The organism is Escherichia sp. 94.0001, assembly GCF_013369155.2.
Taxonomy (GTDB): Bacteria; Pseudomonadota; Gammaproteobacteria; order Enterobacterales; family Enterobacteriaceae; genus Escherichia; species Escherichia coli_F.
Map to the genome: position 1 here is coordinate 44024 of NZ_JABWMS020000020.1, position 25822 is coordinate 69845.

The following is a 25822-nucleotide window of genomic DNA, read 5'->3' on the forward strand; positions in this document are numbered from 1 at the left end:
TTCAGGAATGAAAGGAATACTGTGATGGACAACAAAATATCAACCTATTCTCCGGCATTTAGTATTGTGTCATGGATAGCTCTTGTTGGTGGTATCGTTACCTATCTGTTAGGGCTATGGAATGCAGAGATGCAGTTAAATGAAAAAGGATATTATTTTGCCGTGCTGGTGCTAGGACTGTTTTCTGCGGCATCTTATCAAAAGACCGTTCGGGACAAGTATGAAGGCATACCGACCACCTCCATTTATTATATGACCTGCCTGACTGTCTTTATTATCTCTGTTGCGTTACTGATGGTAGGTCTGTGGAATGCGACGTTATTACTCAGCGAGAAAGGTTTTTATGGACTGGCTTTCTTCTTAAGCTTGTTTGGTGCAGTAGCGGTGCAGAAGAATATTCGTGATGCCGGAATAAACCCACCAAAAGAAACACAGGTTACCCAGGAAGAATACAGCGAATAATTCACGTAAGCCCGGTCAGTCCAATGTGACCGGGCTTTTATTTAACTCACTAGTCTGTTTCTGTCGATTCGTTGTACCAGCACAGAAAGTAACAAACTCGCTGCCAACGTCGCGCAAAAGATCCAAATAATATCCAGTATTGGCCAGTTTTTAAGCTCAATCCCCCGGGTGCGCAGCGCATGGATAATCAATGCATGGAACCCGTATATACCTAAAGAATGGCGTGATATCAGCCCAAGCCCGGGAACAGTGTGTGTATCCAGCGTGTTTTTAACCAGAGTCAATAGTGCGATTGCGCAGATAAAAACCATCGGCCCACAGTAAAGATACCAGGTATCGGCAAAATTTCCGCGCCACTGCAATTCATATAATGTCCCGCGAGAGATAATAAAAACCCCCGTCGCAAACAGTGCGGCGCACACCCACGACAGTGCTTTATGCTGTGTGTCCATCATCCCTATAGCGCGGCCCAACATGCCATACAGGATGTAGTAAAAAGTATCGCCATTGATATATAAGTTAATTGGCAGCCATTCAAAACCGTCAATTTTCTGCGGCACTGTGTTTGGGTTAGCGATAATACCAATCACCACCATTAGTACCAGCAACATTTTTCCGCCGACGTTCTTCACCTGAATCAGCGGTGAAACCAGATAAATCACCGCAATCGCGAAGAAAAACCATAAGTGGTAAAACACTGGCTTTTGCAGCAGGTTTTTCAGCGCTAACTCCACATTGATGGAGGTAAACAGCGCAATGTAGAGCAGTGCGATTGCGCTATAAAAAAGCAGACATAAGCCGATACGTAAGAAATGGCGCGGCTGGGCGCTGCGTTCGCCAAAAAAGAGATAGCCGGAAATCATGAAAAATAGCGGCACGCTGACACGAGAGGCAGAATTCAGAACATTGGCGATATCCCAGGTGACGAGGCTAACACTATGAGCATTGGTCACATACCAGGTAGTGGTGTGAATCATCACCACCATTAAACATGCTATCCCTCGCAGGTTATCAATCCAGTAAATTTTGGGCTGCATCTGTGTCTCTGTATCTGGTTAAAAAAAGTCTGACCGATAAATCATTCGGTTGGCGCACTGGAATAATCTGAGTTTTATCACTACAGCTTATAGAGGCTTAAGGAAATTCGTAAGATATCAGCCACTATACCGATATAAATAATAAGACTCACCTGCAAACCAGACGGTAATTTAATGATGATGAACTCTTTCTTTCCGGCAATGGCGCTTATGGTGCTTATGGCGCTAGTGGGTTGTTCTACACCGCCACCCGTGCAGAAAGCACAACGGGTAAAGGTTGATCCTCTGCGTTCGTTGAATATGGAAGCGTTATGCAAGGATCAGGCGGCAAAACGTTATAACACCGGCGAGCAAAAAATCGACGTCACCGCCTTCGAACAGTTCCAGGGAAGCTACGAAATGCGTGGTTATACCTTCCGGAAAGAGCAGTTTGTCTGTTCTTTTGACGCGGATGGCCATTTTTTGCATCTTTCCATGCGTTAAGCCCTGCTTTTTCCCGTTTCGTACTGTATATCTTCCATCCAGCGGGTATACTGATCCCTTCCTTTAAATCCACACGTATCCAGCACGAAATAATATGCAAAAGTTTGATACCAGGACCTTCCAGGGCTTGATCCTGACCTTACAGGATTACTGGGCTCGCCAGGGCTGCACCATTGTTCAACCATTGGACATGGAAGTCGGCGCGGGAACCTCTCACCCAATGACCTGTCTGCGCGCGCTGGGGCCAGAACCGATGGCGGCTGCTTATGTTCAGCCTTCTCGTCGCCCGACCGATGGTCGCTACGGCGAAAACCCCAACCGTTTACAGCACTACTATCAGTTCCAGGTGGTCATTAAGCCATCGCCGGACAATATTCAGGAGCTGTACCTTGGTTCTCTGAAAGAGCTGGGCATGGACCCGACTATCCACGATATCCGTTTCGTGGAAGATAACTGGGAAAACCCGACTTTGGGTGCCTGGGGGCTGGGCTGGGAAGTGTGGCTGAACGGCATGGAAGTGACGCAGTTCACTTACTTCCAGCAGGTTGGTGGTCTGGAGTGTAAACCGGTTACCGGCGAGATCACCTACGGTCTGGAACGTCTGGCAATGTACATTCAGGGCGTAGACAGCGTTTACGACCTGGTCTGGAGCGACGGCCCGCTGGGTAAAACCACCTACGGCGACGTGTTCCATCAGAACGAAGTGGAGCAGTCCACTTACAACTTCGAATACGCGGATGTGGACTTCCTGTTCACCTGCTTCGAGCAATACGAGAAAGAAGCGCAGCAGCTGCTGGCGCTGGAAAATCCGCTGCCGCTGCCAGCCTACGAGCGTATTCTGAAAGCCGCCCACAGCTTCAACCTGCTGGATGCGCGTAAAGCCATCTCCGTCACTGAGCGTCAGCGCTATATTCTGCGCATTCGCACCCTGACCAAAGCAGTGGCAGAAGCATACTACGCTTCCCGTGAAGCCCTCGGCTTCCCGATGTGCAACAAAGATAAGTAAGAGGCGGCTATGTCTGAGAAAACTTTTCTGGTGGAAATCGGCACTGAAGAGCTGCCACCAAAAGCACTGCGCAGCCTGGCTGAGTCCTTTGCTGCGAACTTTACTGCGGAGCTGGATAACGCTGGCCTCGCACATGGCACCGTTCAATGGTTTGCTGCTCCGCGTCGTCTGGCGCTGAAAGTAGCTAACCTGGCGGAAGCACAACCGGATCGTGAAATCGAAAAACGCGGCCCGGCGATTGCCCAGGCGTTCGACGCTGAAGGCAAACCGAGCAAAGCGGCAGAAGGCTGGGCGCGTGGTTGCGGTATTACCGTTGACCAGGCTGAGCGTCTGACTACCGATAAAGGCGAATGGCTGCTGTATCGCGCCCACGTGAAGGGCGAAAGCACTGAAGCACTGTTGCCGAATATGGTCGCCACTTCGCTGGCGAAGCTGCCGATCCCGAAACTGATGCGTTGGGGCGCAAGCGACGTGCACTTCGTGCGTCCGGTTCACACCGTGACCCTGCTGCTGGGCGACAAAGTTATTCCGGCTACCATTCTGGGCATTCAGTCCGATCGCGTGATTCGCGGCCATCGTTTTATGGGCGAGCCGGAATTTACTATCGACAATGCCGATCAGTATCCGGAAATTCTGCGTGAGCGCGGGAAAGTTATCGCCGATTACGAAGAACGTAAGGCGAAGATTAAAGCCGATGCCGAAGAAGCGGCGCGTAAGATTGGCGGTAACGCTGACTTAAGCGAAAGCCTGTTGGAAGAAGTCGCTTCGCTGGTGGAATGGCCGGTTGTGCTGACCGCAAAATTCGAAGAGAAATTCCTCGCGGTGCCGTCTGAAGCGCTGGTTTACACCATGAAAGGTGACCAGAAATACTTCCCGGTGTATGCGAACGACGGCAAACTGCTGCCGAACTTTATCTTCGTTGCCAATATCGAATCGAAAGATCCGCAGCAAATTATTTCCGGTAATGAAAAAGTCGTTCGCCCACGTCTGGCGGATGCCGAGTTCTTCTTCAACACCGACCGTAAAAAACGGCTGGAAGATAACCTGCCGCGCCTGCAAACCGTGTTGTTCCAGCAACAGCTGGGTACACTGCGCGACAAAACTGACCGCATCCAGGCGCTGGCTGGCTGGATTGCTGAACAGATTGGCGCTGACGTTAACCACGCAACCCGTGCGGGCCTGCTGTCCAAGTGCGACCTGATGACCAACATGGTCTTCGAGTTCACCGACACCCAGGGCGTTATGGGGATGCACTACGCGCGTCACGATGGCGAAGCGGAAGATGTTGCCGTGGCGCTGAACGAGCAGTATCAGCCGCGCTTTGCCGGTGATGACCTGCCGTCTAACCCGGTAGCCTGTGCGCTGGCGATAGCTGACAAGATGGATACTCTGGCGGGTATCTTCGGTATCGGCCAGCATCCGAAAGGCGACAAAGACCCGTTTGCGTTGCGTCGTGCCGCACTTGGCGTGCTGCGTATTATCGTTGAGAAGAACCTCAATCTTGACCTGCAAACCCTGACCGAAGAAGCAGTGCGTCTGTATGGCGATAAGCTGACTAATGCCAACGTGGTTGATGATGTTATCGACTTTATGCTCGGTCGCTTCCGCGCCTGGTATCAGGACGAAGGTTACACCGTTGACACCATCCAGGCGGTACTGGCGCGTCGTCCGACTCGTCCGGCTGATTTCGATGCCCGAATGAAAGCGGTATCGCACTTCCGTACCCTGGATGCAGCTGCAGCACTGGCGGCGGCGAACAAGCGTGTATCTAACATTCTGGCGAAATCTGACGAAGTGCTGAGCGACCGCGTGAATGCCTCTACTCTGAAAGAGCCGGAAGAAATTAAACTGGCGATGCAGGTTGTGGTGCTACGTGACAAGCTAGAGCCGTACTTTGCTGAAGGTCGTTACCAGGATGCGCTGGTCGAACTGGCTGAGCTGCGTGAACCGGTTGATGCCTTCTTCGATAAAGTGATGGTCATGGTTGATGACAAAGAATTGCGAATCAACCGTCTTACCATGCTGGAGAAACTGCGCGAATTATTCCTGCGAGTTGCGGATATTTCGCTGTTGCAGTAATAACGTCGTTATTAAAAAGCCTGCCATCTGGCAGGCTTTTTTATCGCTAAATAATAGAGCAACCTTTAATAATCTTCTGATGAATAAAGATTGTCTCATATATTAATTTTATGAGATTTTTTTAGGATTATATCAAGGAGAAGAAACGAACTTATTAAGCTAGAATAGCTGCGGGTGCTTGAGACTGTTTGTCTCAGGTATTCACCGAAAGGCAGACAGAGAAAAGCCCCACCTGACTATAAATCAAAGTGAGGCTACCCTATGCCTGAACACCATAAGGTTAGCCTCTTACTCGTTGGAAATCAACACAGGAGGCTGGGAATGCCGCAGAAATATAGATTACTTTCTTTAATAGTGATTTGTTGCACGCTTTTATTTTTCACCTGGATGATAAGAGATTCACTGTGTGAATTGCATATTAAACAGGGGAGTTATGAGCTGGCGGCATTTTTAGCCTGCAATTTGAAAGAGTAAGAGTCTTCGGCGGGAAGTTATTCCCGCCTTTCTTACGGCGTTGCGCATTCTCATTGCACCCAAATTTATTCTTCACAAAAATAATAATAGATTTTATTACGCGAACGATTATTTATTTCCTGAATAAACAAATAAAAAAATCCCCGCCATTTGGCAGGGATCTTAGATTCTGTGCTTTTAAGCAGAGATTACAGGCTGGTTACGTTACCAGCTGCCGGGCCTTTAGCGCCGCTTTCGATGGTGAAGGACACTTTCTGACCTTCGTCCAGAGATTTGTAACCATCGTTCTGGATAGCAGAGAAGTGTACGAACACGTCTTTAGAGCCATCGTCAGGAGTGATGAAGCCGAAGCCTTTGTCAGCGTTGAACCATTTTACGATACCAGTCATTTTACCGGACATAGTGTATTACCTTTAATAATTTAAATGTGCCTTTCGGCGATATGGCGTGCTTTACAGATTTTGAAGCGTTAAAGGAAATGCACTACGAGGGGTATCAACGATAACTCTTGAAGGGACTTGCCTTACTACACTGCTTTAATGGTCTGTACGTCAAACCGTTGATGTGCATTAAGCCACGCATTGGCGGGTGATGCAACAATTATTTTTCATATTTATGATTAATCGGTTGGAAAACGGTCCTGTCATCAGGACCGTAAACAGAAATAAAGTGGATAAAAGTCTATTCCATCAACTGCTTACTTAACGCTGGGTTAGCTTGAATCAGACGCATCAATTTTAGTTCGGCACTTGAAGGCTTAACGCGTCGGGATTCCCATTCCTTTACCATGGCGACGGAAACGCCCAAAACCCGAGCGAAATCATCGATTTTTAACCCCGTACCTTTACGTAACTGCTCAATCTCGGTACAGGACGTTGTTCTGTGCGTCAGAGTAATCTTCTGCGTTTCATCTTTAAAAACAATCTGTTCCAGGCTGCTCAACAGCTCATGCATTGGATCTTTATATTCCATTGAAAACTCCTCAAATCACACTGCGGGATCGTGAATTGCATCGAAGCTCATTAAGAATAGTCGGGAAAAACAGACACAGCGGGGTGTAGTCAGGGCATGCTCTGGCTATGATTCGATTCAGCCAGTCATTTAGCGTGACTTATAGCCACCTAACGATCTGATAAATGCCGATATATCTCTTACCACTCCCGGTTTGTAAAGATTTCGAAAATCTAACGTTCTGAGAAGGCGTAAATCTCTGGCTACAAAAAAAGCAACGGCACTATCATTTTTTAACAATGAAACAACAAATTAACCTTGTTTCGTTTTCTCCATGATTTTACCAGGAAGATTACGTAGAAAGGGTATCCTGCAAGCCTGTCCTGGACTATCCTTGTCACGTCAGACACGCGTGTGTCGTTGTGCGCTTTTTTTGGGTGAAAGGAGTAAGAAAATGGCGACAGGAAAGTCCTGCTCTCGCTGGTTTGCGCCTCTTGCGGCGTTATTAATGGTAGTTAGCCTGAGTGGGTGTTTTGATAAAGAAGGCGATCAGCGTAAAGCGTTTATCGACTTCCTGCAGAATACAGTGATGCGTAGCGGTGAACGTCTACCAACCCTGACTGCCGATCAGAAAAAACAGTTTGGTCCTTTTGTCTCTGATTACGCGATTCTGTATGGTTATTCTCAGCAGGTGAATCAGGCGATGGATTCCGGTCTGCGCCCGGTTGTAGACAGCGTTAACGCAATTCGCGTACCGCAGGATTACGTTACGCAAAGCGGCCCATTGCGTGAAATGAACGGTTCTCTGGGTGTGCTGGCGCAACAGCTGCAAAATGCGAAGTTGCAGGCCGATGCTGCGCACTCTGCGCTAAAACAGAGCGATGACCTGAAACCGGTCTTTGATCAGGCATTCACCAAAGTGGTAACGACGCCAGCTGATGCTTTGCAACCGTTGATTCCGGCGGCACAAACTTTCACGCAACAACTGGTGATGGTTGGAGACTACATTGCTCAGCAAGGTACTCAGGTGAGCTTTGTCGCAAATGGCATCCAGTTCCCGACTTCGCAGCAGGCAAGTGAATATAACAAACTGATTGCGCCATTACCGGCACAGCATCAGGCGTTTAATCAGGCCTGGACTACAGCAGTTACTGCAACCCAATAAAGAGTAAAAGCCCGGGCGATTATCGGGCTTTACTCCACGCAGTCGCGGCTTAGTCCGCGACGTGCGGATTTACACAGTTCTTCTCAACCTTTCCTTGTAACGCATCAATCAAGTTATCCACGGCACAGGCAGCCATGCCATAACGCGTCTCATGGGTGGCAGAACCAATATGCGGTATGGCGACGACGTTGGCCATTGAGAGCAACGGCGAATCTACGGACAGTGGCTCTTGTTCGAAGACATCCAGCCCGGCGGCGTGAATTTCCCCTTTCTGCAATGCAGCAATCAGTGCATTTTCATCAACCACCGGGCCACGTCCGGCATTAATGAAAATGGCGGAGGATTTCATTTTGGCGAATTGTTCTGCGCCAAACAGATGATGCGTCTCATCCGTTAACGGCAGGATCAGGCAAACGAAATCTGACTCTTGTAACAGAGTATCCAAATCGCAGTAGCGGGCGTTGAAGCGTTCTTCTGCTTCTTTATGGTGGCGACGCGCGTTATAGAGGATGGGCATGTTGAAGCCAAAGTGCGCGCGCTGTGCCAGCGCCATGCCGATCCGTCCCATCCCGACAATGCCCAGTGTTTTATGGTGAACGTCAGTGCCGTACCAGTCCGGGCCTATGCTCGCGGTCCATTCGCCTGCTTTTACCCGTTCTGCTACCTCCACAACCCGACGAGCGGTAGACAACACCAGCGCCATCAGCGTATCGGCGACGGTTTCCGTTAATACGGTTGGCGTGTGCATCAGCAGGATTTTTCGAGCATTAAGGGCATCGACATCAAAATTGTCATAGCCTACGGAGATCGTTGAAGTGGCCCGCAGTTTTGGCATTTTTTCCAGTAATGCGGCGTCAACGTTTTCATTTGAACCCAGCAAGCCTTCGGCGTCGGCAAAAATTGCTGCATTTTGTTCGACGGTTTGTGGGCTGAGGTTTGCCACCTGATGAACGGTGAAATGCTCTTGCAGGCGTTGCAGTAAATCATCAGGTAAGGCTTTGTAGAGGATAACGGACGGCTTCATTCTTCTCTCCATTCACTGATAAGGCGATCACCTTAGCCTGAAATATGATGAAGGAAAACTGAAGAATGCCAGGTGATTTTTGCATCACCTGGCATGAAAGGGATTACAGCGGGCTTAAGGTAATTTCTACACGGCGGTTTTGCGCCTTACCTTCTGCGGTGCTGTTGCTGGCGATAGGGTTAGCCGGGCCAAGACCCTGGGTACGGATGCGGCTGGCGTCCACGCCCTGGGTGATCAACGCGCTGGCAACGGAATCCGCACGCTGCTGGGAGAGACGCATGTTCAGGTCGTGACCCCCAGTGCTGTCGGTATAGCCAATCACGTTAACCGCCGTTTTCGGGTACTCTTTCAGCACCATTGCAACACCAGTCAGGGTGTTAGCGCCCGCTGGTTTTAGGGTCGCGCTGCTGCTGTCGAAGGTCACATTGTTTGGCATATTGAGGATAATGTTATCCCCGCTGCGGGTTACGCTAACACCAGTGCCGCGCATTTTGTCACGCAGCTTCGCTTCCTGCACATCCATGTAATAACCAACGCCGCCGCCCAGAGCTGCGCCTGCTGCTGCACCAATCAGCGCGCCTTTACCGCGATCTTTCTTCGAAGAAGAGAGCGCACCAATACCCGCGCCAACGAGAGAGCCCAGACCTGCGCCGATAGCAGATTTACCTGCTTCGCGTTCGCCAGTGTAAGGGTTAGTTGTGCAGCCAGATACCGCCAGAGCGCCACTCACTACGGCGGCAATAAGATAAACACGTTTCTTCATTGTTAATCCTTAATAACCTTTTTATTCTTTGCCACGGGTTCCGTGGCGGGAGATTATGCCGCGTGAACATGAAGATTATTCCTGGGAATACTCGGAAATTTGTAAGTAATATTTAACTGATCAATACATTTAACCTTTCAGGAGCCTTCGGTTTGGCCAACTCATCCTCACGATATTCCGTTCTGACTGCCGCCCACTGGGGGCCCATGCTGGTTGAAACCGACGGCGAAACCGTGCTTAGCTCGCGTGGCGCGTTAGCCACAGGAATGGAAAACTCCTTGCAGAGCGCGGTTCGCGACCAGGTTCACAGTAATACGCGGGTACGATTTCCAATGGTGCGCAAAGGCTTTCTTGCGTCACCGGAAAACCCGCAAGGCATTCGCGGGCAGGATGAATTTGTTCGTGTGAGTTGGGATGAGGCGCTGGAGCTTATTCACCAACAACATAAACGTATTCGTGAGGCTTATGGTCCGGCATCGATTTTTGCTGGTTCCTACGGCTGGCGTTCAAACGGCGTGCTGCATAAGGCCTCGACATTATTACAACGCTATATGGCGCTGGCAGGCGGTTATACCGGGCATCTGGGGGATTATTCGACCGGTGCAGCACAGGCGATCATGCCGTATGTCGTGGGGGGCAGCGAAGTTTATCAACAGCAAACCAGTTGGCCGCTGGTGCTGGAACATAGCGATGTCGTGGTGTTGTGGAGCGCTAACCCTCTCAATACGCTGAAAATTGCGTGGAATGCATCCGATGAGCAGGGGCTTTCTTACTTTTCCGCACTGCTTGACAGCGGGAAAAAGCTGATCTGCATTGATCCAATGCGATCGGAAACCGTCGATTTCTTTGGCGATAAAATGGAGTGGGTGGCACCGCACATGGGCACCGATGTTGCGCTGATGCTGGGGATCGCCCATACGCTGGTGGAAAATGGCTGGCACGACGAAGCGTTTCTGGCGCGTTGCACCACAGGTTATGACGTCTTCGCCTCTTATTTGCTGGGCGAGAGTGACGGAATAGCGAAAAATGCCGAATGGGCGGCAGAAATTTGTGGGATTAACGCAGAGAAAATCCGCGAAATGGCGGCTATTTTTCATCAAAATACCACCATGCTGATGGCTGGCTGGGGAATGCAGCGCCAGCAGTTTGGTGAGCAAAAACACTGGATGATCGTCACCCTGGCAGCAATGTTAGGGCAAATCGGCACGCCTGGCGGGGGCTTTGGTCTTTCTTACCATTTTGCCAATGGTGGTAACCCTACGCGCCGCGCTGCGGTGCTTTCATCTATGCAGGGCAGCTTGCCAGGTGGCACCGATGCGGTAGATAAAATCCCTGTAGCCCGTATTGTTGAAGCTCTGGAAAACCCTGGCGGTGCATACCAACACAATGGCATGAACCGTCACTTCCCGGATATTCGTTTTATCTGGTGGGCGGGCGGCGCCAACTTTACTCATCATCAGGATACCAATCGTCTGATTCGTGCCTGGCAAAAACCGGAGCTGGTGGTGATCTCCGAATGCTTTTGGACGGCAGCGGCGAAACACGCCGATATCGTCCTCCCTGCAACCACCTCGTTTGAGCGTAATGACCTCACCATGACCGGCGATTACAGTAATCAGCATCTGGTGCCGATGAAGCAAGTGGTGCCTCCACGTTATGAAGCGCGTAATGATTTTGATGTCTTTGCCGAGTTGAGTGAACGTTGGGAGAAGGGCGGCTATGCGCGGTTTACGGAAGGAAAAAGTGAGCTGCAATGGCTGGAAACGTTTTATAACGTTGCACGGCAGCGCGGGGCAAGCCAGCAGGTTGAATTGCCGCCATTTGCTGAGTTCTGGGAAGCCAACCAGTTAATTGAGATGCCGGAAAACCCGGACAGCGAGCGGTTTATTCGCTTCGCCGATTTTCGCCGCGATCCGCAGGCGCATCCATTAAAAACCGCCAGCGGCAAGATTGAAATCTTCTCGCAGCGTATTGCCGATTACGCTTATCCGGATTGCCCTGGGCATCCAATGTGGCTGGAGCCGGACGAATGGCAGGGCAATGCCGAACCGGAACAGTTGCAGGTACTTTCTGCTCATCCGGCACATCGTCTGCACAGCCAGCTGAATTACAGTTCTCTGCGCGAATTGTACGCGGTGGCAAATCGTGAGCCTGTCACCATTCATCCTGACGATGCCCAGGCGCGCGGCATACAAGATGGCGATATTGTTCGGTTGTGGAACGCACGCGGGCAAATTCTTGCCGGAGCGGTCATTAGCGAGGGAATTAAACCTGGCGTGATTTGCATTCATGAAGGGGCATGGCCGGATCTGGATTTAACCGCTGACGGTATTTGTAAAAACGGCGCGGTGAACGTTCTGACCAAAGATCTCCCCAGCTCGCGGCTGGGGAATGGCTGTGCGGGTAATACGGCGCTGGCATGGCTGGAAAAATACAACGGTCCGGAACTGACACTTACAGCGTTTGAACCACCGGCCAGCTCATAATCCAGGTGGGTAGTTGGGTTTCATCCTGCCATGCGCAGTCGACAATGTGAAAACCCTGCGCATGGTAAAAATCTATCGCCGGTTGATTTTTTTGATAAACCTCCAGCATCAGATGGGGATGGCGCTGCTGCACATACTGCATTAGCGCCTTACCAATACCGCGTCTGACGGCCTTCGGTGCGACAAACATCGCTGCCAGAAATCGGCCTTCCATAATGCTGACAAAACCGAGAAGCTTACCGTCTTCTTCCCAGACCCAGTTTTGCGCGTTGGCAAGATAGGCATCCCGCACCAGCGGAATGCAATCACGCCAGTAATTCGCTTTTATAAAGGGATGCCCCCAGGTTGTACTTTCCAGCCACAGTTCGAGGATCGCGGGGAGTTCTGAACGTTGCGCTTCCCGAATCATTCTTTATTCCCCGGATAGCAACAGCAGCCAACCACATGATCATTCACCAGCCCACATGCCTGCATAAAGGAGTAACAGATTGTGGTACCAACAAACTTAAAACCACGCTTTTTCATGGCTTTAGATAGAGCGTCGGAGGCGGGCGTAGATGTAGGGATTTCGCTCAACGTTGTGGCTTGTGTCACCTGTGGTTGATGATTGACAAACGACCAAACAAAGTCGGCAAAGGGTTCGCCATTCTGTTCCATTTGCAGGTACGCTCGCGCATTGCCAATAATTGCCTGAATTTTCCCGCGATGTCGGATAATCCCGGCGTCCTGTACCAGTCTTTCGACGTCCTCTTCCTGCATTGCTGCGACTTTCACCGGATCGAACTGATGAAAGCAGGCGCGATAGTTTTCGCGTTTTTTGAGGACGGTGATCCACGATAACCCTGCTTGTTGCCCTTCAAGGCAGATCATTTCGAACAGTTTTTTACTGTCAGTTTCAGGCACGCCCCACTCATTATCATGGTAGGCAATATAAAGCGGGTCCTGACTCACCCAGCCGCAACGTTCCATACTTTCCCTCGCTATGTACCCGATCGTAAAAATTTCAGCCGCTTTTCTTGACGCATCGGTGAAAAAGTCAATATTTAATACAGGGCTACTATGCCCGATATCCTTCATACAATGACAATAATATTGCCGAATTCGGCTCTTCTCTGGAGTCGTGTTAATGATCATAAAAAAAAGTGGTGGTCGCTGGCAGTTAAGCCTGCTGGCGAGCGTGGTAATCAGTGCCTTTTTTCTCAACACAGCTTACGCCTGGCAACAAGAATATATCGTTGATACGCAACCCGGACATTCCACAGAGCGCTACACCTGGGATAGCGATCATCAACCTGATTACAACGATATTCTGTCGCAACGTATTCAAAGTAGCCAAAGGGCGCTGGGACTGGAAGTCAATCTGGCGGAAGAAACCCCTGTGGATGTGACCAGCAGTATGAGTATGGGCTGGAATTTTCCTTTATATGAACAGGTTACAACCGGCCCGGTCGCGGCATTACATTACGATGGTACAACCACCTCGATGTATAACGAGTTTGGCGACAGTACTACTACACTGACCGATCCGTTATGGCATGCCAGCGTGAGTACCTTAGGCTGGCGTGTTGACTCCCGGCTTGGCGATCTCCGGCCCTGGGCGCAAATCAGCTATAACCAGCAATTTGGCGAGAATATCTGGAAGGCGCAATCAGGCTTAAGCCGGATGACGGCGACAAACCAGAACGGCAACTGGCTGGATGTCACGGTAGGTGCTGATATGTTGCTCAATCAAAATATTGCCGCCTACGCTGCGTTATCTCAGGCAGAAAATACCACGAACAATAATGACTATCTGTATACGATGGGGGTTAGTGCCAGATTTTAACGTTATAGAAACAATTGAAACCCATAAATAACAACTAATGTGGCGATAGTGGGGACTAACTTACTAAATAATAAATTTGGTGAATAATTGTCGAGTCATTCATTCCTGAACTAATGCATTTCATTCCGTTCTGATGGCATTTCATGCCGTTTTTCCCCAGGCATAAAGTGCACTTCGTTATGGTTGTCAGCAGAGATTTTTCCTTTTTATTACTGCAGGAATACTGCCATGACACCTTCAAATTATCAGCGTACTCGCTGGCTGACACTCATCGGTACTATCATTACCCAGTTTGCCCTGGGGTCGGTTTATACCTGGAGTCTGTTTAACGGCGCGCTTTCTGCCAAGCTGGGGGCTCCGGTAAGCCAGGTTGCTTTCTCTTTCGGCTTGTTAAGTCTGGGGCTGGCAATTTCGTCTTCTGTTGCGGGCAAATTGCAAGAACGTTTTGGTGTTAAACGCGTCACTATGGCTTCCGGCATTTTGCTGGGATTAGGTTTCTTCCTGACAGCACATTCCAACAACCTGATGATGCTGTGGTTAAGCGCCGGTGTGTTGGTTGGTCTGGCGGATGGTGCGGGTTACCTGTTGACGCTCTCTAACTGCGTGAAGTGGTTCCCGGAGCGTAAGGGACTCATCTCTGCTTTCGCTATTGGTTCTTATGGACTTGGTAGTCTGGGTTTCAAATTTATCGATACGCAACTGTTGGAAACGGTCGGTCTGGAAAAAACCTTTGTTATTTGGGGCGCGATTGTACTGGTGATGATTATCTTTGGCGCAACGTTAATGAAAGATGCGCCGAAACAGGAAGTGAAAACCAGCAATGGTGTGGTGGAGAAGGATTACACGCTGGCAGAGTCGATGCGTAAACCGCAGTACTGGATGTTAGCAGTTATGTTCCTGACTGCCTGCATGAGTGGCCTGTATGTGATTGGCGTGGCGAAAGATATCGCTCAAAGTCTGGCGCATCTTGATGCAATTTCCGCAGCCAATGCTGTGACGGTTATTTCCATCGCCAACCTTTCTGGTCGTCTGGTGCTGGGCATTCTGTCTGACAAAATCGCCCGTATCCGTGTTATCACCATTGGTCAGGTCATTTCGCTGGTGGGCATGGCGGCCCTGCTGTTTGCACCATTGAATGCAGTGACGTTCTTTGCAGCGATTGCCTGCGTGGCATTTAACTTCGGCGGCACTATCACTGTGTTCCCGTCACTGGTCAGTGAGTTCTTCGGCCTAAATAATCTGGCAAAAAACTACGGTGTGATTTACCTCGGTTTCGGAATCGGCAGCATTTGTGGTTCGATTATCGCTTCACTGTTTGGCGGATTCTATGTGACTTTCTACGTGATTTTCGCCCTGCTGATTCTGTCACTGGCGCTTTCTACGACGATTCGCCAGCCAGAGCAGAAAATGTTGCGTGAGGCGCATGGCTCCCTTTAATGACCTGCCGCGAGCTACTGGGCTTTAGCCTTAGTGTGAATCAAACGCTTCAACGCAATGTATAAACAATGACGCGTAAAATTTGGGCCAGTGAACTGGCCCTTTTTACTGCTTTTTGTAACGCTAAAGTCTCTTTTCAAACTTGCATTTTTGTAAATTTGTGCTTCATGCACACTCTTTCCCCACACTTTTTCCCTTTGCTGTGGTCTACTTATTCGCGCGTGTAGATTTTACTTATCTGACTACCTCCGCACTTTTCCCCTGCCGGGCCTGAAAAGCCACTAAGCAGGGTGTTATCACCTGTTTGTCCAGGGTTTGTTTGCATGAGATACATCAAATCGATTACACAGCAGAAGCTGAGCTTTTTGCTTGCAATCTATATTGGCCTTTTTATGAATGGCGCGGTTTTTTACCGCCGCTTCGGCAGCTATGCGCACGATTTTACCGTCTGGAAAGGCGTTTCTGCTGTTGTTGAACTGGTCGCTACCGTACTGGTGACCTTCTTTTTACTGCGTCTGCTTTCGCTGTTTGGCCGCCGCAGCTGGCGAATTCTGGCATCGCTGGTGGTGCTCTTTTCTGCAGGTGCCAGCTATTACATGACTTTCCTTAATGTGGTCATTGGTTATGGCATCATCGCATCCGTCATGACCACCGATATCGATCTGTCAAAAGAAGTTGTTGGTCTGAACTTTATTCTCTGGTTAATCGCCGTAAGCGCATTACCTCTTATCCTTATCTGGAATAACCGCTGTCGCTACACCTTGCTCCGACAACTGCGAACCCCAGGGCAACGTATTCGGAGTCTGGCGGTCGTCGTACTGGCAGGTATTATGGTTTGGGCACCGATTCGTTTGCTGGATATCCAGCAGAAGAAAGTGGAGAGGGCGACAGGTGTTGATTTGCCGAGTTATGGTGGCGTTGTCGCGAACTCTTATCTGCCATCAAACTGGCTTTCGGCGTTAGGTCTTTATGCCTGGGCGCGGGTCGATGAATCTTCCGATAACAATTCTCTCCTTAACCCTGCGAAGAAGTTTACGTACCAGGCTCCACAAAACGTTGATGATACATATGTCGTTTTCATTATTGGTGAAACCACGCGCTGGGATCATATGGGCATTTTCGGCTATGAACGCAATACCACACCGAAACTGGCTCAGGAGAAAAATCTGGCGGCGTTTCGTGGCTATTCTTGTGACACGGCGACCAAACTTTCTCTGCGTTGCATGTTTGTGCGTCAGGGTGGAGCAGAAGATAATCCGCAGCGCACATTAAAAGAACAGAACATTTTCGCGGTATTGAAGCAGTTAGGATTCAGTTCTGATCTCTACGCTATGCAAAGCGAAATGTGGTTCTACAGCAACACGATGGCAGACAACATTGCTTATCGTGAGCAGATTGGTGCGGAACCGCGTAACCGCGGCAAGCCGGTAGATGATATGTTGCTGGTAGACGAAATGCAGCAATCGCTGGGGCGCAACCCGGATGGTAAGCATCTGATCATTCTGCATACCAAGGGGTCGCACTTTAACTACACCCAGCGTTACCCGCGCAGCTTTGCGCAGTGGAAGCCAGAATGTATTGGTGTTGATAGCGGCTGTACCAAAGCGCAGATGATCAACTCCTACGACAACTCGGTGACCTATGTGGATCACTTTATTTCCAGCGTGATTGATCAGGTTCGCGATAAGAAAGCGATTGTGTTCTACGCAGCTGACCACGGTGAGTCAATTAACGAACGCGAGCACCTGCACGGCACACCGCGTGAACTGGCACCGCCGGAGCAGTTCCGCGTACCGATGATGGTCTGGATGTCGGATAAATATCTGGAAAATCCAGCCAACGCGCAGGCATTTGCGCAGTTGAAAAAAGAAGCTGATATGAAAGTGCCACGCCGTCACGTAGAGCTGTACGACACCATCATGGGTTGTCTTGGCTATACTTCACCGGACGGTGGTATTAACGAAAACAACAACTGGTGTCACATCCCGCAGGCGAAAGAGGTCGTGGCTAACTAAGAGGCCTGCTGACTTTCTCGCCGATCAAAAGGCATTTTGCTATTAAGGGATTGACGAGGGCGTATCTGCGCAGTAAGATGCGCCCCGCATTCGGTGATTGGCGCAGCCTGGTAGCGCACTTCGTTCGGGACGAAGGGGTCGGAGGTTCGAATCCTCTATCACCGACCAAATTCGAAAAGCCTGCTCAGCGAGCAGGCTTTTTTGCATTTGAAGCCCACGAGGATGAGAACCTCCGGGGGCGGGGAGGTTCGACTCGAGCGAAGCGAGAGAACGTTGCGCCAGCAACGGCCCGCAGGGCGAGCCACGAAGTGGCGAGTAATCCTCTATCACCGACCAATTTAGAAAAACCAGCCTACGGGCTGGTTTTTTGCTTTCTGCGACCTGAAGAGGATAAGAACCTCCGGGGGCAGGGAGGTTCGACTCGAGCAAAGCGAGAGAACGCTGCGTCAGCAACGGCCCGCAGTGGCGAGTAATCCTCTGGCACCGACCAAAACGGCCCCGCATTCATTGTCGGATACAGCGTACCTGTCTTATCCGATCTAAACGGCAACACACCACATATTTCCCTGCCAAATTTGCGCCCCACATCTCACTATCCATTAACGGATTTGTGACAGAATCCATTGTCTTTTTTTATATTTGCTTAAATCTTTTTTTGCGTTACTTATGGCTGGCGCTGGCATTTTCCGCTGTGCGTTTTAGCGTTCATGGTATTAATCGCTCAGATATCCACCTTTTCCTCAGATTTTTTTCATCAAATGCATAAAACTTAATCACCAAATGTTGCTAAATATTAAGCTGATTGTTCTGGTTATGTTGGCGTAGCACAAATTTCTCTGCTGCAAATAGCTGTTTGAAGTTTTTTTAATCTTTGTTTGTGGATTCTCACCGTTGGTGTAAATCCCGGTTGGCTGTATTGACGTTTTCACATTCTGTTGACAGATTGTAGGTCACGAGGGGCATTTTATGGAGGATCCGCACTGTTACACTGATGTTAATTAGTACGGCATCCCCACCTCATAACGTTGACCCGACCGGGTAAAAAACAAAAAAGGTCAGGCAGCGACAACCCACTGCAAAGGGTTAAAACAACAAACATCACAATTGGAGCAGAATAATGCGTATTTCCTTGAAAAAGTCAGGGATGCTGAAGCTTGGTCTCAGCCTGGTGGCTATGACCGTCGCAGCAAGTGTTCAGGCTAAAACTCTGGTTTATTGCTCAGAAGGATCTCCTGAAGGGTTTAACCCGCAGCTGTTTACCTCCGGCACCACCTATGACGCCTCTTCCGTACCGCTTTATAACCGCCTGGTTGAATTTAAAATCGGCACCACTGAAGTGATTCCGGGCCTCGCTGAAAAGTGGGAAGTCAGCGAAGACGGTAAAACCTATACCTTCCATCTGCGTAAAGGTGTGAAGTGGCATAACAACAAAGAATTCAAACCGACGCGCGAACTGAATGCCGATGACGTGGTGTTCTCGTTCGATCGTCAGAAAAACGCACAAAACCCGTACCATAAAGTTTCTGGCGGCAGCTACGAATACTTCGAAGGTATGGGCTTGCCGGAGCTGATCAGCGAAGTGAAAAAGGTGGACGACAACACCGTTCAGTTCGTGCTGACTCGCCCGGAAGCGCCGTTCCTTGCTGACTTGGCAATGGACTTCGCCTCTATTCTGTCAAAAGAATATGCTGACGCGATGATGAAAGCCGGTACGCCGGAAAAACTGGACCTTAACCCAATCGGCACCGGTCCGTTCCAGTTACAGCAATATCAAAAAGATTCCCGTATTCGCTACAAAGCGTTTGATGGCTACTGGGGCACCAAACCACAGATCGATACGCTGGTCTTCTCTATTACCCCTGACGCTTCCGTGCGTTACGCTAAATTGCAGAAAAATGAATGCCAGGTGATGCCGTACCCGAACCCGGCAGATATCGCCCGCATGAAGCAGGATAAATCCATCAATCTGATGGAAATGCCGGGGCTGAACGTCGGCTATCTCTCGTATAACGTGCAGAAAAAACCACTCGATGACGTGAAAGTTCGCCAGGCTCTGACCTACGCGGTGAACAAAGACGCCATCATCAAAGCAGTTTATCAGGGCGCGGGCGTAGCAGCGAAAAACCTGATCCCACCAACCATGTGGGGCTATAACGACGACGTTCAGGACTACACCTACGATCCTGAAAAAGCGAAAGCCTTGCTGAAAGAAGCGGGCCTGGAAAAAGGCTTCTCCATCGACCTGTGGGCGATGCCGGTACAGCGTCCGTATAACCCGAACGCTCGCCGCATGGCGGAGATGATCCAGGCTGACTGGGCGAAAGTGGGCGTACAGGCCAAAATCGTTACGTATGAATGGGGTGAGTACCTCAAGCGTGCGAAAGATGGCGAGCACCAGACGGTAATGATGGGCTGGACTGGCGATAACGGGGATCCGGATAACTTCTTCGCTACCCTGTTCAGCTGCGCTGCCTCTGAACAAGGCTCCAACTACTCAAAATGGTGCTACAAACCGTTTGAAGATCTGATTCAACCGGCGCGTGCTACCGACGACCACAACAAGCGTGTTGAACTGTACAAACAAGCACAGGTCGTGATGCACGATCAGGCTCCGGCACTGATCATCGCTCACTCCACCGTGTTTGAACCGGTACGCAAAGAAGTTAAAGGCTATGTGGTTGATCCATTAGGCAAACATCACTTCGAAAACGTCTCTATCGAATAATTAAAAGCCATACAAGGTTGATGGCAAATGCAAAACTGCTGGATGCGCTCCGCTTATCAGGCCTACGAGAGTTCTGCAATGTATTGAGTTTGCACGATTTTGTAGGTCGGATAAGGCGTTCACGCCGCATCCGGCATGACCAAAGCGTACTTTGTCAACAATCTGCATACCCGGTGGTGCTGTGCCTTTAAGTGCAGCGCCATCCGGCAGCAATACTTAATTCCTTGTCCTATAAGGGCGGGAATTGATTTGTGAGCAATACAGACTCGCAGTTCCAGGCTGCGGGTCACTACAGAGAATCCGGGTTATGTTGCAGTTTATTCTCCGACGTTTGGGACTCGTCATCCCCACGTTTATCGGTATTACCCTTCTCACATTTGCCTTTGTCCACATGATCCCGGGCGATCCGGTGATGATCATGGCGGGTGAACGTGGGATCTCCCCAGAGCGTCACGCACAATTGCTGGCAGAACTCGGCTTGGATAAACCGATGTGGCAGCAGTATCTCCATTACATTTGGGGTGTAATGCACGGTGATTTAGGCATTTCGATGAAAAGCCGCATCCCGGTTTGGGAAGAGTTCGTGCCGCGCTTCCAGGCCACGCTGGAACTTGGCGTCTGTGCGATGATTTTTGCTACCGCGGTCGGTATTCCGGTTGGTGTGCTGGCTGCGGTTAAACGTGGTTCTATTTTCGATCATACAGCCGTTGGCCTGGCGCTGACCGGCTACTCGATGCCGATCTTCTGGTGGGGCATGATGCTGATCATGCTGGTTTCGGTGCACTGGAACCTGACGCCTGTCTCCGGTCGCGTGAGCGACATGGTGTTCCTCGATGATTCTAATCCGTTAACCGGTTTTATGCTGATCGACACCGCCATCTGGGGTGAAGACGGCAACTTTATTGATGCTGTCGCCCATATGATTTTGCCCGCCATTGTGCTGGGTACTATCCCGCTGGCGGTCATTGTACGTATGACGCGCTCCTCGATGCTGGAAGTGCTGGGTGAAGATTACATCCGCACCGCGCGCGCCAAAGGGCTGACCCGCCTTAGGGTGATTATCGTCCATGCGCTGCGTAACGCGATGCTGCCGGTAGTGACCGTTATCGGCCTCCAGGTGGGAACATTGCTGGCGGGGGCGATTCTGACCGAAACCATCTTCTCGTGGCCCGGTCTGGGGCGCTGGTTGATTGACGCACTGCAACGCCGCGACTATCCGGTGGTGCAGGGCGGCGTATTGCTGGTGGCGACGATGATTATCCTCGTCAACCTGCTGGTCGATCTGCTGTACGGCGTGGTGAACCCGCGTATTCGTCATAAGAAGTAAGGGGACATCATGTCACAGGTTACTGAAAATAAAGTGATTAGCGCACCGGTGCCGATGACCCCGTTACAGGAGTTCTGGCACTATTTTAAACGCAACAAAGGCGCGGTTGTCGGGCTGGTTTACGTCGTCATCGTGCTGTTTATCGCGATCTTTGCCAACTGGATTGCGCCGTATAACCCGGCGGAACAGTTCCGCGATGCACTGCTCGCCCCGCCAGCCTGGCAAGAAGGCGGCAGTATGGCGCACTTGCTGGGCACCGATGACGTAGGTCGTGATGTGCTGTCGCGGCTGATGTACGGCGCGCGCTTGTCGCTGCTGGTTGGCTGTCTGGTAGTGGTGTTGTCGCTGATTATGGGCGTTATTCTCGGCCTGATCGCCGGTTACTTTGGCGGTCTGGTTGATAACATCATCATGCGCGTGGTCGATATCATGCTGGCGCTGCCAAGTCTGCTGCTGGCACTTGTGCTGGTGGCGATTTTCGGCCCGTCGATTGGTAACGCCGCGCTGGCGCTGACCTTCGTTGCCTTGCCGCACTATGTCCGCTTAACCCGCGCCGCCGTGCTGGTGGAAGTTAACCGCGATTATGTTACCGCGTCTCGCGTGGCGGGTGCCGGGGCGATGCGTCAGATGTTTATTAACATCTTCCCGAACTGCCTTGCGCCGCTGATTGTTCAGGCGTCGCTCGGTTTCTCTAACGCCATTCTCGATATGGCTGCTCTTGGTTTCCTCGGCATGGGGGCACAGCCGCCAACGCCTGAGTGGGGCACCATGCTCTCCGACGTGTTGCAGTTCGCGCAAAGCGCCTGGTGGGTCGTGACCTTCCCTGGTCTGGCGATCCTGCTGACGGTGCTGGCATTTAACCTGATGGGTGACGGTCTGCGTGACGCGCTCGATCCCAAACTGAAGCAGTAAGAGGTTCGAGATGGCGTTATTAAATGTAGATAAATTATCGGTGCATTTCGGTGACGAAAGCGCACCGTTCCGCGCCGTAGACCGTATCAGCTACAGCGTAAAACAGGGCGAAGTGGTCGGGATTGTGGGTGAGTCCGGCTCTGGTAAGTCGGTCAGTTCACTGGCGATTATGGGGCTGATTGATTATCCGGGCCGCGTGATGGCAGAAAAGCTGGAGTTTAACGGCCAGGATTTGCAGCGTATCTCAGAAAAAGAGCGCCGCAACCTGGTGGGCGCCGAAGTGGCGATGATCTTCCAGGACCCGATGACCAGCCTCAACCCGTGTTACACCGTAGGTTTCCAGATTATGGAAGCAATTAAGGTACATCAGGGCGGTAATAAGAGCACTCGCCGTCAGCGGGCGATTGATCTGCTGAATCAGGTCGGTATTCCCGATCCGGCATCGCGTCTGGATGTTTACCCGCATCAGCTTTCTGGCGGCATGAGCCAGCGTGTGATGATCGCCATGGCGATTGCCTGTCGGCCAAAACTGCTGATTGCTGATGAGCCGACCACCGCGCTGGACGTGACCATTCAGGCACAAATCATCGAACTGCTGCTGGAGCTGCAGCAGAAAGAGAACATGGCGCTGGTGTTGATTACCCATGACCTGGCGCTGGTGGCGGAAGCGGCGCATAAAATCATCGTCATGTATGCAGGCCAGGTGGTGGAAACGGGCGATGCCCACGCCATCTTCCATGCACCGCGTCATCCGTATACTCAGGCATTGCTGCGCGCGCTGCCGGAATTTGCCCAGGACAAAGAACGTCTGGCGTCATTGCCTGGCGTCGTTCCTGGCAAATACGACCGTCCGAATGGCTGCCTGCTTAACCCGCGTTGTCCCTATGCCACTGACAGATGCCGCGCTGAAGAACCGGCGTTGAATATGCTCGCTGACGGGCGTCAGTCCAAATGCCACTACCCACTTGATGATGCCGGGAGGCCCACACTATGAGTACGCAAGAGGCCACCCTGCAACAACCGCTGTTGCAGGCTATCGACCTGAAAAAACATTATCCGGTGAAGAAAGGCATGTTCGCGCCGGAACGTCTGGTTAAAGCGCTGGACGGAGTTTCGTTCAACCTTGAACGTGGCAAAACGCTGGCGGTAGTGGGTGAATCTGGCTGCGGTAAATCGACCCTCGGTCGGCTGCTGACGATGATCGAAACACCTACCGGCGGCGAACTGTATTACCAGGGGCAGGATCTGCTCAAGCACGATCCGCAGGCGCAGAAGTTGCGTCGGCAGAAAATCCAGATCGTCTTCCAGAATCCCTATGGCTCGCTGAATCCGCGTAAAAAAGTCGGGCAAATTCTCGAAGAGCCGCTGCTGATCAACACAGGTTTAAGCAAAGAACAGCGTCGGGAAAAAGCGTTGTCGATGATGGCGAAAGTCGGCCTGAAAACCGAGCATTACGATCGCTATCCGCACATGTTCTCCGGCGGTCAGCGTCAGCGTATCGCCATCGCCCGTGGTCTGATGCTCGACCCGGATGTGGTGATTGCCGATGAACCGGTTTCCGCGCTGGACGTCTCGGTACGTGCGCAGGTGCTCAACCTGATGATGGATTTGCAGCAGGAACTGGGGCTGTCTTATGTCTTCATCTCTCACGACCTGTCGGTGGTAGAGCACATTGCTGATGAAGTGATGGTGATGTACCTGGGCCGCTGCGTGGAGAAAGGTACGAAAGACCAAATCTTCAATAATCCGCGTCATCCGTACACCCAGGCGCTGCTTTCAGCAACACCGCGTCTGAATCCGGACGATCGTCGCGAGCGCATTAAGCTCACCGGTGAACTGCCAAGCCCGCTGAATCCACCGCCGGGTTGCGCCTTCAACGCCCGCTGTCGTCGGCGCTTCGGCCCCTGCACCCAGTTGCAGCCGCAGCTAAAAGACTACGGCGGTCAACTGGTAGCTTGTTTTGCTGTTGATCAGGATGAAAATCCGCAGCGTTAACTCACAAAACCGGGGCCATGCGCTCCGGTTTACTCAATAAACTTCAATAGTGGTGACAAGCACAGCAAAATGCCGTACAGCAGAATCAGCCAGGCTTTAAACCCGCGAAGTTTTTCCAGTTGTGAGACTTTATAGATCAGGAAAAATGGAATGAGGCACGACACAATGCCATATAACGGGCTTCCCAACTGAAAGAACACCAGCACCGATACACGAAACGAAACCCAAATCGTCAACGTAATGACGATAAAAGCGCAGATCGCCAGAGTCAGCATGCGTGAGTTAATTTTCTGGGTATCAATAATTCGGCTTAACAGATTGAGAATAATGCCTTTAATGGCCTCGTGGAAACCGAGATAAATGCCAAAGAATGCGGTCAGTACGGCAAAGATATTCAGCACCGTAGAGGTGATATGAATGATATGCCCAGGGATCACCTGCGCGGCCAGTGCCAGTGCCGAGATATTTTGTTCAAAGGCAGAAACGGCTTCTTCGTGGCTAATTGAGAAGGTAAACGAAAAGGCAAAAAACAGGATCACCGCGATGAGCGTGACATAACTAATTCGGTGGGTACGCAGCGCGAGCCGGGTTGCCAGTACTTTATCCGCTTCCCGTTTACGATAGGCAATATTCATTGGGTTAAGTACCTGAATAAATACCGCAGAAAAGAAGCAAAAGGGAATGGTAAGCAGGACATCGCGGAAAAAGACGGAGGCTTGCGGGAAGGCGGTTATATTGGCGAAATTCCAGTGCGGGATCATCGCAAAACCGAACACGACGATAATCCCTACTTTGACCACCACCATTGGCCCGGAAATCTTAAACAGTAATCGTTCACCACCAGACGCAATTGCCACCAGTACGGCGAAAATGGCGACTTTATAAAGTAGAGATTGTGAAAGATCGGCATCGGTTAAACCGAAGGTTTTCAGGTACGAGGCGCTGTCGAAAACCACGGAGAGAGAGTAGATAAAAATCCCGTGGATAATCATCAAAAAGTAGATAACCCCGAGGAAAATTCCCCAGTTCTTCCCCAGGTAATGACTGATAATATCGGTGTAGTCATTACAGGAATCGCTTTCAGAGAGGGTTTTTAAATAAATGTCCTGCACTACCCAGGTGGCAGGATAAGCAATGATCGCTGCGGTAATAAATACCCAAATTCCCTTCAAGCCAATTTGTACTGGCATCAGCACGGTTCCGGCACCAATCGCCATGCCTATGCATAATAAAACCCAGCCGAAGTCGTAGCGTGTAAACGGCATTTTCTGATCGTGTTTCGGTAGTGTGTTGTGCTGCATAAAGTCCTGTCCAGAAAGAAGTCGGCCTCGCAAAAATGAATAAACCCAGTTTCTCTTGCGCAACAGGTGGAGAAGTCGAATACGCAGTATGTAAAAAATGAGGCAACAGATTCACTGGGGAGGTCGCGAGGAGGCGCAATTCTACAAAATTGCGCATTTCACTACCAGTCTGGAGTCAGCTCGGATATGAACTGCAACTATTGCAAATAAAGAAATTAAGCTGGAAGGCATCACGCAATGAGGAAGATTGCCGGGTGCTGACGGTAAAAAGCAATCGTAAAATCAGCGGCAAGCCGGAAAGGTTCCGGTGAGGCGCAATGTTGCGGGGGCTTAATCCCTGGTGGCATTGGTTGCT

The 25822-nt window shown here is 50.7% G+C and carries 24 protein-coding genes, 1 tRNA gene and 2 other RNA genes; 18 read left to right on the plus strand and 9 right to left on the minus strand.

Translation table 11 applies throughout. The features are described 5' to 3' along the window. Positions 1 to 24 precede the first annotated feature (24 nt). A complete protein-coding gene (gene yiaA, locus HEN33_RS12075) occupies positions 25 to 462 on the plus strand; it encodes an inner membrane protein YiaA (protein ID WP_001296808.1) in 438 nt (145 codons plus the stop codon). A gap of 41 nt (positions 463 to 503) precedes the next feature. Here the strand turns inward: yiaA and wecH are convergent, their stop codons facing one another. Beyond that, complete coding sequence (wecH, locus tag HEN33_RS12080) at positions 504 to 1499, minus strand: O-acetyltransferase WecH (RefSeq protein WP_160530392.1); 996 nt, start codon at positions 1497 to 1499, stop codon at positions 504 to 506. A 174-nt stretch (positions 1500 to 1673) separates the two neighbouring features. Here wecH and HEN33_RS12085 point away from each other — a divergent pair, with 174 nt between their 5' ends. From HEN33_RS12085 to hokA, 4 genes are all read left to right on the plus strand, one after another. Beyond that, on the plus strand, positions 1674 to 1982 hold the full coding sequence (locus HEN33_RS12085; protein ID WP_000980157.1) for a YsaB family lipoprotein: 309 nt from the start codon (positions 1674 to 1676) through the stop codon (positions 1980 to 1982). A gap of 94 nt (positions 1983 to 2076) precedes the next feature. Then, entirely contained in the window at positions 2077 to 2988 is a 912-nt protein-coding gene (glyQ, locus tag HEN33_RS12090; protein WP_001168544.1) for a glycine--tRNA ligase subunit alpha, read from the plus strand. A gap of 9 nt (positions 2989 to 2997) precedes the next feature. Continuing rightward, positions 2998 to 5067 (plus strand): glycine--tRNA ligase subunit beta, encoded by a 2070-nt coding sequence (gene glyS / locus HEN33_RS12095; protein ID WP_001291786.1) that lies wholly within the window; start codon positions 2998 to 3000, stop codon positions 5065 to 5067. A gap of 321 nt (positions 5068 to 5388) precedes the next feature. Beyond that, positions 5389 to 5541 (plus strand): type I toxin-antitoxin system toxin HokA, encoded by a 153-nt coding sequence (gene hokA, locus HEN33_RS12100; protein WP_001135727.1) that lies wholly within the window; start codon positions 5389 to 5391, stop codon positions 5539 to 5541. Here hokA and HEN33_RS26340 read toward each other — a convergent pair. The 3 genes from HEN33_RS26340 to HEN33_RS12110 all read right to left on the minus strand — a co-directional run bounded on the left by HEN33_RS26340 (position 5518) and on the right by HEN33_RS12110 (position 6513). After that, entirely contained in the window at positions 5518 to 5589 is a 72-nt protein-coding gene (locus tag HEN33_RS26340) for a hypothetical protein (RefSeq protein WP_212734940.1), read from the minus strand. The two genes, hokA and HEN33_RS26340, sit on opposite strands and share 24 nt — an antisense overlap. A 140-nt stretch (positions 5590 to 5729) precedes the next feature. After that, a complete protein-coding gene (gene cspE, locus HEN33_RS12105; RefSeq protein ID WP_000014594.1) occupies positions 5730 to 5942 on the minus strand; it encodes a transcription antiterminator/RNA stability regulator CspE in 213 nt (70 codons plus the stop codon). A gap of 280 nt (positions 5943 to 6222) precedes the next feature. Beyond that, positions 6223 to 6513 carry an HTH-type transcriptional regulator gene (locus HEN33_RS12110; protein ID WP_000455798.1) on the minus strand — a complete coding sequence of 97 codons (291 nt, stop codon included), beginning with the start codon at positions 6511 to 6513 and terminating at the stop codon, positions 6223 to 6225. Between the two features lie 433 nt (positions 6514 to 6946). On the opposite strand from HEN33_RS12110, the gene HEN33_RS12115 reads away from it, so the two are divergent. After that, a complete protein-coding gene (locus tag HEN33_RS12115; RefSeq protein ID WP_000190516.1) occupies positions 6947 to 7657 on the plus strand; it encodes a DUF3053 domain-containing protein in 711 nt (236 codons plus the stop codon). Between the two features lie 49 nt (positions 7658 to 7706). Here the strand turns inward: HEN33_RS12115 and ghrB are convergent, their stop codons facing one another. Together ghrB and HEN33_RS12125 are read right to left on the minus strand one after the other, a co-directional pair. After that, positions 7707 to 8681 carry a glyoxylate/hydroxypyruvate reductase GhrB gene (ghrB, locus tag HEN33_RS12120; RefSeq protein ID WP_176262788.1) on the minus strand — a complete coding sequence of 325 codons (975 nt, stop codon included), beginning with the start codon at positions 8679 to 8681 and terminating at the stop codon, positions 7707 to 7709. 103 nt (positions 8682 to 8784) lie between these two features. Further along, positions 8785 to 9444, minus strand: a complete 660-nt coding sequence (locus HEN33_RS12125; RefSeq protein ID WP_000747625.1) for an OmpA family lipoprotein — start codon at positions 9442 to 9444, stop codon at positions 8785 to 8787. 152 nt (positions 9445 to 9596) lie between these two features. On the opposite strand from HEN33_RS12125, the gene bisC reads away from it, so the two are divergent. After that, a complete protein-coding gene (bisC, locus tag HEN33_RS12130; RefSeq protein ID WP_176262789.1) occupies positions 9597 to 11930 on the plus strand; it encodes a biotin sulfoxide reductase in 2334 nt (777 codons plus the stop codon). Here the strand turns inward: bisC and HEN33_RS12135 are convergent. Both HEN33_RS12135 and tag read right to left on the minus strand, forming a co-directional pair. Beyond that, the gene (locus HEN33_RS12135) at positions 11899 to 12339 is read right to left on the minus strand and encodes an N-acetyltransferase (protein WP_000617470.1); all 441 of its coding nucleotides are present in this window, start codon (positions 12337 to 12339) and stop codon (positions 11899 to 11901) included. The two genes, bisC and HEN33_RS12135, sit on opposite strands and share 32 nt — an antisense overlap. Next, positions 12336 to 12899: a DNA-3-methyladenine glycosylase I gene (gene tag / locus HEN33_RS12140; protein WP_176262790.1), complete on the minus strand. Its 564-nt coding sequence runs from the start codon at positions 12897 to 12899 to the stop codon at positions 12336 to 12338. Before tag ends, HEN33_RS12135 begins: the two co-directional genes overlap by 4 nt. A gap of 157 nt (positions 12900 to 13056) precedes the next feature. On the opposite strand from tag, the gene HEN33_RS12145 reads away from it, so the two are divergent. From HEN33_RS12145 to dppF, 11 genes are all read left to right on the plus strand, one after another. Further along, a complete protein-coding gene (locus HEN33_RS12145) occupies positions 13057 to 13755 on the plus strand; it encodes an autotransporter outer membrane beta-barrel domain-containing protein (protein WP_000584470.1) in 699 nt (232 codons plus the stop codon). Between the two features lie 228 nt (positions 13756 to 13983). Further along, a complete protein-coding gene (locus tag HEN33_RS12150; protein ID WP_032185395.1) occupies positions 13984 to 15192 on the plus strand; it encodes an L-lactate MFS transporter in 1209 nt (402 codons plus the stop codon). A gap of 323 nt (positions 15193 to 15515) precedes the next feature. Continuing rightward, entirely contained in the window at positions 15516 to 17207 is a 1692-nt protein-coding gene (gene eptB / locus HEN33_RS12155) for a kdo(2)-lipid A phosphoethanolamine 7''-transferase (RefSeq protein ID WP_001269242.1), read from the plus strand. A 91-nt stretch (positions 17208 to 17298) separates the two neighbouring features. Continuing rightward, positions 17299 to 17375: transfer RNA gene (locus tag HEN33_RS12160), tRNA-Pro, on the plus strand. A gap of 34 nt (positions 17376 to 17409) precedes the next feature. After that, positions 17410 to 17543: non-coding RNA, RtT sRNA (locus HEN33_RS12165), on the plus strand. 33 nt (positions 17544 to 17576) lie between these two features. Continuing rightward, positions 17577 to 17697: non-coding RNA, RtT sRNA (locus HEN33_RS12170), on the plus strand. 627 nt (positions 17698 to 18324) lie between these two features. Further along, entirely contained in the window at positions 18325 to 19932 is a 1608-nt protein-coding gene (dppA, locus tag HEN33_RS12175) for a dipeptide ABC transporter substrate-binding protein DppA (RefSeq protein WP_032304013.1), read from the plus strand. A 307-nt stretch (positions 19933 to 20239) separates the two neighbouring features. Next, positions 20240 to 21259, plus strand: coding sequence for a dipeptide ABC transporter permease DppB (gene dppB / locus HEN33_RS12180; RefSeq protein WP_000938853.1), 1020 nt, complete (start codon positions 20240 to 20242; stop codon positions 21257 to 21259). Between the two features lie 9 nt (positions 21260 to 21268). Next, positions 21269 to 22171 (plus strand): dipeptide ABC transporter permease DppC, encoded by a 903-nt coding sequence (gene dppC, locus HEN33_RS12185; RefSeq protein ID WP_000084677.1) that lies wholly within the window; start codon positions 21269 to 21271, stop codon positions 22169 to 22171. 10 nt (positions 22172 to 22181) lie between these two features. After that, positions 22182 to 23165, plus strand: a complete 984-nt coding sequence (gene dppD / locus HEN33_RS12190) for a dipeptide ABC transporter ATP-binding protein (protein WP_001196486.1) — start codon at positions 22182 to 22184, stop codon at positions 23163 to 23165. Then, positions 23162 to 24166 carry a dipeptide ABC transporter ATP-binding subunit DppF gene (dppF, locus tag HEN33_RS12195; protein WP_000107013.1) on the plus strand — a complete coding sequence of 335 codons (1005 nt, stop codon included), beginning with the start codon at positions 23162 to 23164 and terminating at the stop codon, positions 24164 to 24166. The genes dppD and dppF overlap by 4 nt, the downstream gene beginning before the upstream one ends. 29 nt (positions 24167 to 24195) lie before the next feature. Here the strand turns inward: dppF and HEN33_RS12200 are convergent, their stop codons facing one another. Beyond that, positions 24196 to 25467, minus strand: a complete 1272-nt coding sequence (locus tag HEN33_RS12200; protein ID WP_176262791.1) for an aromatic amino acid transport family protein — start codon at positions 25465 to 25467, stop codon at positions 24196 to 24198. Positions 25468 to 25822 lie beyond the last annotated feature (355 nt).